Here is an 8,878-nt window from a genome sequence, read left to right as displayed (position 1 = left end):
CGGAGGTGATGGTTTGCTCCTGGCCGCCACCGGTGCCCGTAGAGGCAAAGACGCTAGCGATTTTGCCGTACAGCGCGCCCGAAGCCCACAGGCCGCCGGTGCGATCCCAGAAGTTACGCATCTGGCCCGCCATGTTGCCGAAGCGCGTCGGTGTGCCAACGATGATGGCATCGTACTGCGGCAAATCTTCCGGTTTCGCTTCAGGCGCGGCCTGATTCACTTTGCCGCCAACCTGGGCGAAACGCTCGGCATCCATGCTTTCCGGCACGCGTAGTATCGTGACTTCCGCGCCACTCACGCTCTTTGCACCTTCGGCCACGGCTTGCGCCATGGTTTCAATATGTCCGTACATCGAATAATAGAGCACCAAAATCTTTGCCATAGTTTTCATCCTGCTGGGGTGATGAGTAATCAGAAGTATAGAAGAGCCTGCGCAGGCTGCTGTACAGAGGTTAAGCAGGTGCCAATAAGTGTCGGCTAACTGCTTGTAACGCGGCGGTAAATTTGGTTTTTCGCAGATAAATGAGTGAATTATCTGTTTCAAATTATGAATATCAGGCCGATCTCACCGTTGCGTTGTCTATTATTTAATCAGGCGTGCGGGATGTCCGCCGCCGTGCTTTTCACGGCAGCATCGTGATCAGCCCCTAAACTGAACGCTCAATCCCTGGAGGAAATGATGGCCGAACATCGTGGAGGATCAGGCAATTTCGCAGAGGACCGTGAAAGGGCCGCAGAAGCGGGTCGCAAAGGCGGCAAAAACAGCGGGGGTAATTTCAGAAACGACCCACAGCGCGCTTCAGTAGCCGGTGAAAAAGGGGGACGCAGCCGCGGCAAGAAATAGCGCGACTGCCCGTTAATCCCCGGCCGCCGGGTTCGCCCGGCGGTAACAAGCATTGCAATTTCCCCGCTCTCTGAGCAAACTGACCGCCAATTGATTATTCTGGTGCGTTATGTCCGCTTCCTCTTCTCGTCTCAGCCTGCGTATTTCGCGTCAGGAGCTGGTGCTCATTTTTATTACCATGGTTTGGGGCGGCACCTTTTTGGTGGTACACCGCGCGATGGCGCATTCCGGTCCGTTCTTCTTTGTCGGATTACGTTTTGCCACGGCATCGCTGCTGCTGGCCTTTTTCTTCCGTCGTTATCTTAAGCAGGTGACCTGGCTGGAAATCAAAGCTGGTGCGTTGATCGGGTTGTCGATTGCCGGCGGCTACGGTCTGCAAACCTGGGGCATGCAAACCATTTCCAGCAGCCAGTCGGCATTCATTACCGCGCTGTATGTGCCGGTGGTGCCGCTGCTGCAGTGGTTATTCCTGCGTCGTCCGCCGGGATTAATGGCGTGGCTGGGCATTTTGCTGGCGTTTACCGGTTTAGTGCTGGTGGCCGGTCCGCAGGATGGCAGTTTGACGCTGAACGCCGGTGAAATCGCCACGTTGCTGAGTACGCTGGCGATCGCGGCAGAGATCATCCTGATCAGCCGCTATGCCGGACAGGTTGATGTGCGCCGCGTAACGCTGATCCAGCTGATGGTGGCATCGGCCTGCGCCTTTGTTCTGATGATCCCCAATGGCGAATCAGTTCCCGCTATGTCAACGCCGCTGCTGCTGAGCGCGTTGGGTTTGGGCGCAGCCAGTGCCTTGATTCAGGTGACCATGAACTGGGCGCAACGCAGTGTTTCACCGACGCGTGCCACGGTGATTTACGCCGGTGAGCCGGTATGGGCGGGCGTGGTGGGACGTTTGGCGGGTGAGCGTTTACCTGCGGCGGCGCTGCTGGGCGCGGCATTGATTGTTTGTGGGGTGATCGTCAGCGAGCTGCGTATTCGCCGCAAGAAAGCGGTGCCCGATCAGGCACCGCTCGAACCTTAAGGATGTTGCCGTGCCGCCTGGTTCGCCAGTGCGGCTCCGCGACGTTGTAAAATGGCGTTCAGAATGATGGCACCAAAGGTGGCGGTACCGATGCCGCCGATGGTGAAGCTGCCAATCTTCAGCGCAAAATCACCCGCGCCCAGCACCAGCGTGGTCGCTACCATAATCAAATTGCCATTCTGATTGAAATCCACGTGGTTCTGCACCCAAATGCGTGCACCTGCCACCGCAATCAAACCAAACACCACAATCGATGCGCCACCAATCACCGGACCGGGAATGGTGTGAATCAGCGCGCCAAATTTCGGTGAGAAGCCGAGCACCAAAGCGATCACTGCGGCGGCCACGAAGGCTAGCGTGGAATAGACTTTGGTTACCGCCATCACGCCGATATTTTCTGCGTAGGTGGTGACGCCGCTGCCGCCGATTGAGCCGGACAGCATGGTTGCCAGGCCATCGCCAACAAAGGCGCGTCCCATCCAGGGATCGAGGTTGCGTCCGGTCATGCCCGCTACGGCTTTAATGTGGCCGAGGTTTTCCGCCACCAGAATGATCGCCACTGGCGCGATCATCACGATGGCCTGCATATCAAAGATCGGAGCAGTGGTGTGCGGCAGGCCAAACCACGGCGCGCTGGCAAGGCCGCTGAAATCCACCGGTTTGCCAAAGCCCATCACGTTGGTCAGCAGCGCATAGATGGCCCACGCGACAATCAGGCCGACCAGAATCAGCAGGCGCTGAATCATACCGCGCGTAAACACCGCCACCAGACCAATGCACAGCACCGTCATTACCGCCATCCAGCTGTCGAACATCGATCCGGAAACACCGTGCACCGCAATCGGTGCCAGGTTCAGACCAATTGCCATCACCACCGCGCCCGTGACCACCGGCGGCATCAGGCGCTCAATCCAGCCGGTGCCGACTTTCATCACGATCAGGCCAATCACGGTATAGAGCGCGCCGCAGGCGATAACGCCGCCCAGCGCCAGCGCCAGATTGGGGTTGAGTCCCTGGCCGTTAAAGCCGGTTACCGCAATGATTACGCCGACAAACGCCGCGCTGGATCCGAGATAGCTGGGTACGCGTCCGCCGGTGATCAGGAAGAACAGCAGCGTACCGATGCCCGAAACCAGAATCGCCAGATTGGGGTCCAGTCCCATCAGCAACGGCATCAGCACCGTTGCGCCAAACATTGCCACAGCATGCTGCAGGCCAAGGACGACCGTCTGCGCAAACGGCAGCGTTTCGTCCGGCGCAATCAGCCCATCATCGGTCAAGGCTGACTTTTTCTGCCAGCGGGGGAACCAGGAACTCGCCATCGTCATCTCCAGGGTGTCAGTGAAAGCGGGCCGCACAAGGCGGCGTTAGCGGGCGTCCTGCCGTAAAAGGTGATGATAGCCACGGTCAAACCATGCCAGACCGTGGGTTTCATCATTGCGTACCAGCGCCTGCACTTCGCAAAACAGAATGTCGTGCGTGCCCACGCTGACCACTTGCGCCACTTTGCAATCAAACGACACCAGCGCGCCGTCTAACAGCGGTGAACCGCTGGCCAGCGTGTGCCAGTCAGCGGCGGCAAAGCGTTCTGCCATTGGCGTTTTGCCGCCAAACAGCGTTGAGAGATCTTCATGTCCGGCGGCAAGTGTATTGACGCACAGATAACCGTTGTCGCGAAAAATCGGCCACACCGACGCAGAGCGATTAAGACAAACCAGCAGCGTCGGCGGCGTATCGGTCACGCTGCACACCGCCGAGGCGGTAAAACCGGCGCGTCCGGCGGGGCCGTCGGTGGTGATGATATTTACCGCCGCGCCTAAGCACGCCATCGCGTTGCGAAACGCATCGCGTTCTACAGCGGGTAAAACAGGCAGTTCATGCACGCTCATTGGCTGCTCCTGTGATTAGCTGGCCGCACGCTGGGCTGGCGCAGCCGTATCGGCCAGCCAGCGCAGCAGCAGCGCATTAAAATTGTCGGCATCGGTGACGCTCATCGCGTGTCCGCCCCATGCCATCTCAATCAGGCTGCCGTTGGGCAGCGCCTGCGCCAGTTGCGGTGAGCAGCTCCACGGCACCAGCAGATCGTCCTGGCTGCAAATCGCTAATACCGGCTGGTTGATGCGCGCCACGTGTGGACGGAAATCCGCGCTTTTCAGCGCATGCAAGCGGCGCAACAGGTTTTCCATGCCCTGGAAATGGGCGACATGGTGCGCATCTTCGGCGTTAATGCGTTCCTGATTGCGCGCCAGCCATTCAGCGGGATAGAGGAACAGCGGCTGCGCACGCACAAAGGCTTCGACGCCGACGTTCATCAGCAGATCCTGACGCACCTGGAAGCAGCGCTGCGTGTGCGCATCGAGCGAAAGCCAGCCGTTGATTACCACCACGCGACCCACGCGCTGCGGGAAGTCCAGCGCCAGCTGCAGGCCGATTAAGCCGCCCAGCGCATGGCCGATAATGTCGTAATGCTGAATGCTGTGCTGTTCCAGCGCCTCCGCCAGCTCTGCTGCCATCATCGTCATGCTGTAGCCGTCCGGCAGCGTATCTGCGCTGCGGCCGGTGCCGCGCTGATCGTAGGTCACCACGCGATAATGCGGCGTCAGCGCCGCCAGCTGCGGCTGCCAGAAACCGGCGACGCCGCCCAAACCGGAGGCGAGCACCAGCGTCGGCGCATCTTCAGCGGTTAAACCCTGAATCTCCAGATGCATCACGCCTCCTGTTTCCCAATATGCGCAACGGTAGCAATTTCAATCAGCGCATCCGGTTTCACTAAGCCGCACTGAATGCAGAAGCGTGCCGGTTTATCGCCGGGGAAGTATTCGGCGTAGATCTGGTTAATCGCCGCGTAGTTGCTCCAGTCGGTGAGAAAAATCGAGTTGAAGGTCACGTCGTCCATGGTGCCGCCAGCGGTTTCGATCACCTTTTTGATGGTCTCCAGCACGTGACGCGTTTGCGCGGCAGCATCACCGACGTGCACCACGTTGTTATTGGCATCAAACGGCAAGGTGCCGGAGACGTAGACAATGCCGTCAGCTAAGGTGCCGGGCACGAATGGCGCGATTGGCGTACCGCTGCCGGGCGGAATAATCACACTTTTAGGCATGGCGAAATCCTCTTCTTATTGATGTGCAGGTGAATTGAGGCGTTAGCTTTTCAGCGTTTCGCAGAAAGTGTCGGTATCGCTGACCCAGCCAAAAAACGTTTCAATGTTGAAAATGGCCGCCTGCTGCGCAAACGCCGGACCTGCCTGATAGGTCGCGTCCTCCAGCACCACGCCGAAATACTCCAGGAAGAAGCCGTCACGCAGCGTCGATTCCACACAGACGTTGGTAGCAATGCCGGTAAACACCAGATGCCGAATGCCACGGCTGCGCAGCATGCTGTCGAGCGAGGTGTTGAAGAAGCCGCTGTAGCGCGGTTTCGGCAGCACGATATCGCCTTCCTGCGGCACCAGCTCATCGACCAGCGCATAATCCCAGCCGCCTTTCGACAGCAGCGTGCCCTGAAGCTCCGGGCGCTTACGCATGGTTTTCAGCGCGTTGGATTTGTGGAAGTTAGGGGATCCTGCGTCACCGGCTTCAACGTATTGATCATCCCAGCCATTCTGGAACCAGATGATCTGCATCCCGGCAGCGCGCGCCGCGGTGACCGCCTGATGAATTTTGGCAATCACCGGTTTGGTGGCGGAAACATCAAAGCCCGCCAGATCGAGATAGCCGCCTTGCGTGGCGTAGGCGTTCTGCATATCCACCACAATCAGCGCACTTTGCGCGGGCGGCAGCGCGATGGCTTCCGGGCGCGCCGGCAAGGTGACGTTCGGTAAAGTTGAGGTGTGGGCGCAAACAACGGTACTCATCAGGCAACCTCCTGCTGGGATGCGATTAAATCGTGGCGACACTGCATTAATGGCTGAATACGTTCACCGAAATCTTCGATGCCTTGCAGGAAGTCGTCGAAGGTGAGCAACACGCCTTGCGTGCCATCTACTAAAGCAACCTCATCCAACATTCGTGCCACATTGGCGTAAGAACCCACCAGCGTGCCCATGTTGATGTTGACGGCGGAGGTCGGATCGGCCATCTGGCGCACGTTGGTGTCGCTGCCAGATTTAGTGTCCTGTTGACTTTGTGTGGTGAGCCAGGCGAGCGCTTCTTCATCGGCTCCGGCTTTGTAGTGCTCCCATTTGGCGCGTGCGGCCTCGTCGCTTTCGGCGGCAATGATCATAAACAGCACATAAGAACCGACGTCGCGGCCCGCTTTATCGGCAGCTTGTTTCATGCGCGCGGCGGTTGGCGCGAAGGCGGTTGGCGTGTTGACGCCTTTGCCAAAGCAGAAGTTGTAATCGGCATGCTGCGCCGAGAACGCCATGCCCGCATCGCTCTGGCCGGCGCAGATCACTTTCATCGGTTTCTGCGGCTGCGGGCTGACGCGGCAATCGTTCATAGTAAAGAACTCGCCTTTGAAGTCGCTCTGGCCGGTGCCCCACAAATCACGCAGCACGGTGACGTATTCGGTCAGGTATTCGTAACGACTGGAGAAGTAGGCATCGCCCGGCCACAAGCCCATCTGCTCGTACTCGGGTTTCTGCCAGCCGGTGACGAGGTTGACGCCGAAGCGGCCATTGGAGATGGAATCAATGGTGGAAGCCATACGCGCCACAATCGCGGGCGGTAAGGTGAGCGTGGCGGCGGTGGCGTAGATCTCAATGCGTGAGGTCACCGCCGCGAGTCCCGCCATCAGCGTAAAGGATTCGAGGTTGTGATCCCAAAACTCGGTTTTACCGCCAAAGCCGCGCAGCTTGATCATCGAAAGAGCAAAGTCGAAATGATAGTGCTCCGCTTTCAGCACGATCTCTTTGTTCAGTTCAAAGGTCGGTTTGTATTGCGGCGCATGGGTGGAGATCAGCCAGCCGTTATTACCAATCGGGATAAAGACGCCAATTTTCATGTGAAACCTCTCTGCATTAGACGGGGGACTGCTTCACGCGCTGCGCTGCTTCCTGCACGCATCCTGCGGGCGGCGCTCTATCACAAAATTGCAAAGGCTGTGCCACATTTTCAAAAGACTTAAATAACAATGTGTTAAAAGTAGCGATGTTTGTAAACTGGAGTGATTGGTCCAATTCAGACCGTTTGGTCAAAACGTTTTGCACGCTTTTCTTGCGTGACCTGGTCAAAAAAGGTGCAGGCGGGCGATTAGGCAGGAAAGAGGGCCTTTGTTATGATGCGTTCATGCAGGACGGAAGAGGTAACAGTGTGAAAAGCGATGAAAAAAAACCGGGACGCCGTTCGCGTGCGGTCGCCGCAAAGCGGGCAGCCATTCTGGAAGCGGCATTAGCCTTCTTCTCGCAATACGGCATTCACGGCACCAGCCTGGATAAAGTGGCGGAGCGTGCCGATGTCTCGAAAACCAATCTGCTGTATTACTATCCGTCGAAAGAAGTGCTGTATGTGGCGGTTTTAAAAGAGATTCTTGATGTATGGCTGGCACCATTGCGTGCGCTGCAGCACGATCACGATCCGCTGACGGCCATTCGTCAATACATTCGCCTCAAACTGGAAGTCTCGCGCGATCATCCGCAAGCTTCGCGGTTGTTCTGCCTTGAGATGTTGCAGGGCGCGCCGCTGCTGAAAGGTGAACTGGCCGGCGATTTAAAAGCGCTGGTGGATGAGAAAGCGGCGATTATCGAGCAGTGGATCGCTGAAGGGCGGCTGGCGGGCGTGCAGCCGCAGCACCTGTTTTTCCTGCTGTGGGCTACCACGCAGCACTATGCGGATTTCGCCTCGCAGGTGGAAGCGATTACCGGCCAGACGTTGAACGATGCGGCGTTCTTTGAACAGACGCTGGAAAATGTGCAACGCATGATTATTGAAGGGATCCGCGTGCGCTGATCCCGCTGGTCCAAGGAGAGTGCATGGATTCGTTATCACAATTGACGTTAGGCGCGGCGGTCACTGTTGCGGTGATGGGCAAACGCGTTCCGCTGTGGCAAGCGGCGCTGGTAGGCGCGGTGGCGGGCACTTTGCCGGATCTCGACGTGTTTATCGACCACGGCGACGCCATCCGCAATATGACGCTGCATCGTACCGAAAGTCATGCGCTGATATTCCTCACCTTATTCGCACCGCTGCTCGGCTGGCTGGTGGCCGGTGCGACACGCAGTCGCGCGCACTGGCGCGGCTGGACGCTGGCGATGTGGCTGGCGCTGGTGACGCATCCGCTGCTGGATCTCACCACGGTTTACGGTACGCAGCTGGGCCTGCCGCTCACCGATTTCCCCTATGCCATTGGCAGCATGTACATCATCGATCCTTTGTATACCTTGCCGTTGTTGATTGCGTTGCTCGTCGCCCTATGGCGGCGCGATGCGGGGGGGTTGCGCTGGAATCAGGCGGGATTGCTGGTGAGTACGCTCTATCTCGGCTGGAGCATGCTGGCACAAAGCATCGCGACTCAGCACATTGAGCAAGCGCTGACGCAGCAATCGGTGCAGCCCGAGCAATTGCTGGTGACGCCGACCGCCTTTAATACGCTGGTGTGGCGCACGGTGATCATGACGCCGGATCGTTATGGCGAAGCCTATTGGTCGCTATTGTCGCCAGGGCGTCCGCTGCAGATAAGCTGGCACGACCGTCAGCCCGCGCTGTTTGCACCGTTTAAAGGGCAATGGCATGCCGAGCGTGTGGCGTGGTTTAGTCATGGTTTTTATGCAATGAAGCAGCAGGGCGATCGTACGTTGATCAGCGATTTGCGCATGGGTGAAGAGCCGGATTACACCTTTACCTTTAATCTGGGATCTCCGCAGTCGCCGGAGCTCGCGCCACAGCGTGAACCTTCGATGCGGCCCTCGCTGTCGCAAGCATGGCACAAACTCCGCGAACGACTGTGATTTGTAGGGGCGCCATTTATGGCGACCTGGTTGCATTATTCTTAAGGATTGCTATTCGTGCGGGCGCTGACACATCTGCTGCGTCACGGGCCGTCCTCGCGCCGCTAGCGCGGTGCCTTCG

The 8,878-nt window shown here is 58.1% G+C and carries 11 protein-coding genes; 4 read left to right on the top strand and 7 right to left on the bottom strand.

Annotation, left to right across the window (positions count from 1 at the left end):
• Positions 1-382, bottom strand: a 382-nt coding sequence (gene wrbA / locus RTY00_RS13665; protein WP_312664820.1) for an NAD(P)H:quinone oxidoreductase, incomplete at its 3' end; no start/stop codon positions are given.
• 297 nt (positions 383-679) lie between these two features.
• On the opposite strand from wrbA, the gene RTY00_RS13660 reads away from it, so the two are divergent.
• Both RTY00_RS13660 and RTY00_RS13655 read left to right on the top strand, forming a co-directional pair.
• On the top strand, positions 680-844 hold the full coding sequence (locus RTY00_RS13660) for a general stress protein (RefSeq protein WP_061717065.1): 165 nt from the start codon (positions 680-682) through the stop codon (positions 842-844).
• A 109-nt stretch (positions 845-953) separates the two neighbouring features.
• Entirely contained in the window at positions 954-1,868 is a 915-nt protein-coding gene (locus RTY00_RS13655; protein WP_008109428.1) for a DMT family transporter, read from the top strand.
• Here RTY00_RS13655 and rutG read toward each other — a convergent pair.
• The 6 genes from rutG to rutA are packed head-to-tail and all read right to left on the bottom strand — an operon-like array spanning position 1,865 to position 6,815.
• A complete protein-coding gene (gene rutG, locus RTY00_RS13650; protein ID WP_312664819.1) occupies positions 1,865-3,190 on the bottom strand; it encodes a pyrimidine utilization transport protein G in 1,326 nt (441 codons plus the stop codon). The two genes, RTY00_RS13655 and rutG, sit on opposite strands and share 4 nt — an antisense overlap.
• Positions 3,191-3,235: 45 nt before the next feature.
• Complete coding sequence (rutF, locus tag RTY00_RS13645) at positions 3,236-3,757, bottom strand: NADH-dependent FMN reductase RutF (RefSeq protein ID WP_312664818.1); 522 nt, start codon at positions 3,755-3,757, stop codon at positions 3,236-3,238.
• Positions 3,758-3,772: 15 nt separating this feature from the next.
• Positions 3,773-4,576 (bottom strand): pyrimidine utilization protein D, encoded by an 804-nt coding sequence (gene rutD / locus RTY00_RS13640; RefSeq protein ID WP_312664817.1) that lies wholly within the window; start codon positions 4,574-4,576, stop codon positions 3,773-3,775.
• Positions 4,576-4,971 carry a pyrimidine utilization protein C gene (gene rutC, locus RTY00_RS13635; protein WP_008109435.1) on the bottom strand — a complete coding sequence of 132 codons (396 nt, stop codon included), beginning with the start codon at positions 4,969-4,971 and terminating at the stop codon, positions 4,576-4,578. Before rutC ends, rutD begins: the two co-directional genes overlap by 1 nt.
• Before the next feature lie 42 nt (positions 4,972-5,013).
• Positions 5,014-5,724, bottom strand: coding sequence for a pyrimidine utilization protein B (gene rutB / locus RTY00_RS13630; RefSeq protein ID WP_179451326.1), 711 nt, complete (start codon positions 5,722-5,724; stop codon positions 5,014-5,016).
• Complete coding sequence (rutA, locus tag RTY00_RS13625) at positions 5,724-6,815, bottom strand: pyrimidine utilization protein A (protein ID WP_008109441.1); 1,092 nt, start codon at positions 6,813-6,815, stop codon at positions 5,724-5,726. Before rutA ends, rutB begins: the two co-directional genes overlap by 1 nt.
• 308 nt (positions 6,816-7,123) lie before the next feature.
• On the opposite strand from rutA, the gene rutR reads away from it, so the two are divergent.
• Together rutR and RTY00_RS13615 are read left to right on the top strand one after the other, a co-directional pair.
• On the top strand, positions 7,124-7,759 hold the full coding sequence (gene rutR / locus RTY00_RS13620) for an HTH-type transcriptional regulator RutR (RefSeq protein ID WP_036649823.1): 636 nt from the start codon (positions 7,124-7,126) through the stop codon (positions 7,757-7,759).
• A 23-nt stretch (positions 7,760-7,782) separates the two neighbouring features.
• Positions 7,783-8,757: a metal-dependent hydrolase gene (locus RTY00_RS13615; protein WP_312664816.1), complete on the top strand. Its 975-nt coding sequence runs from the start codon at positions 7,783-7,785 to the stop codon at positions 8,755-8,757.
• Positions 8,758-8,878: the final 121 nt, after the last annotated feature.

Source organism: Pantoea sp. CTOTU49201, from assembly GCF_032054795.1.
GTDB classification, from domain to species: domain Bacteria; phylum Pseudomonadota; class Gammaproteobacteria; order Enterobacterales; family Enterobacteriaceae; genus Pantoea; species Pantoea symbiotica.
This window is presented reverse-complemented; position numbering and strand designations above follow the sequence as displayed.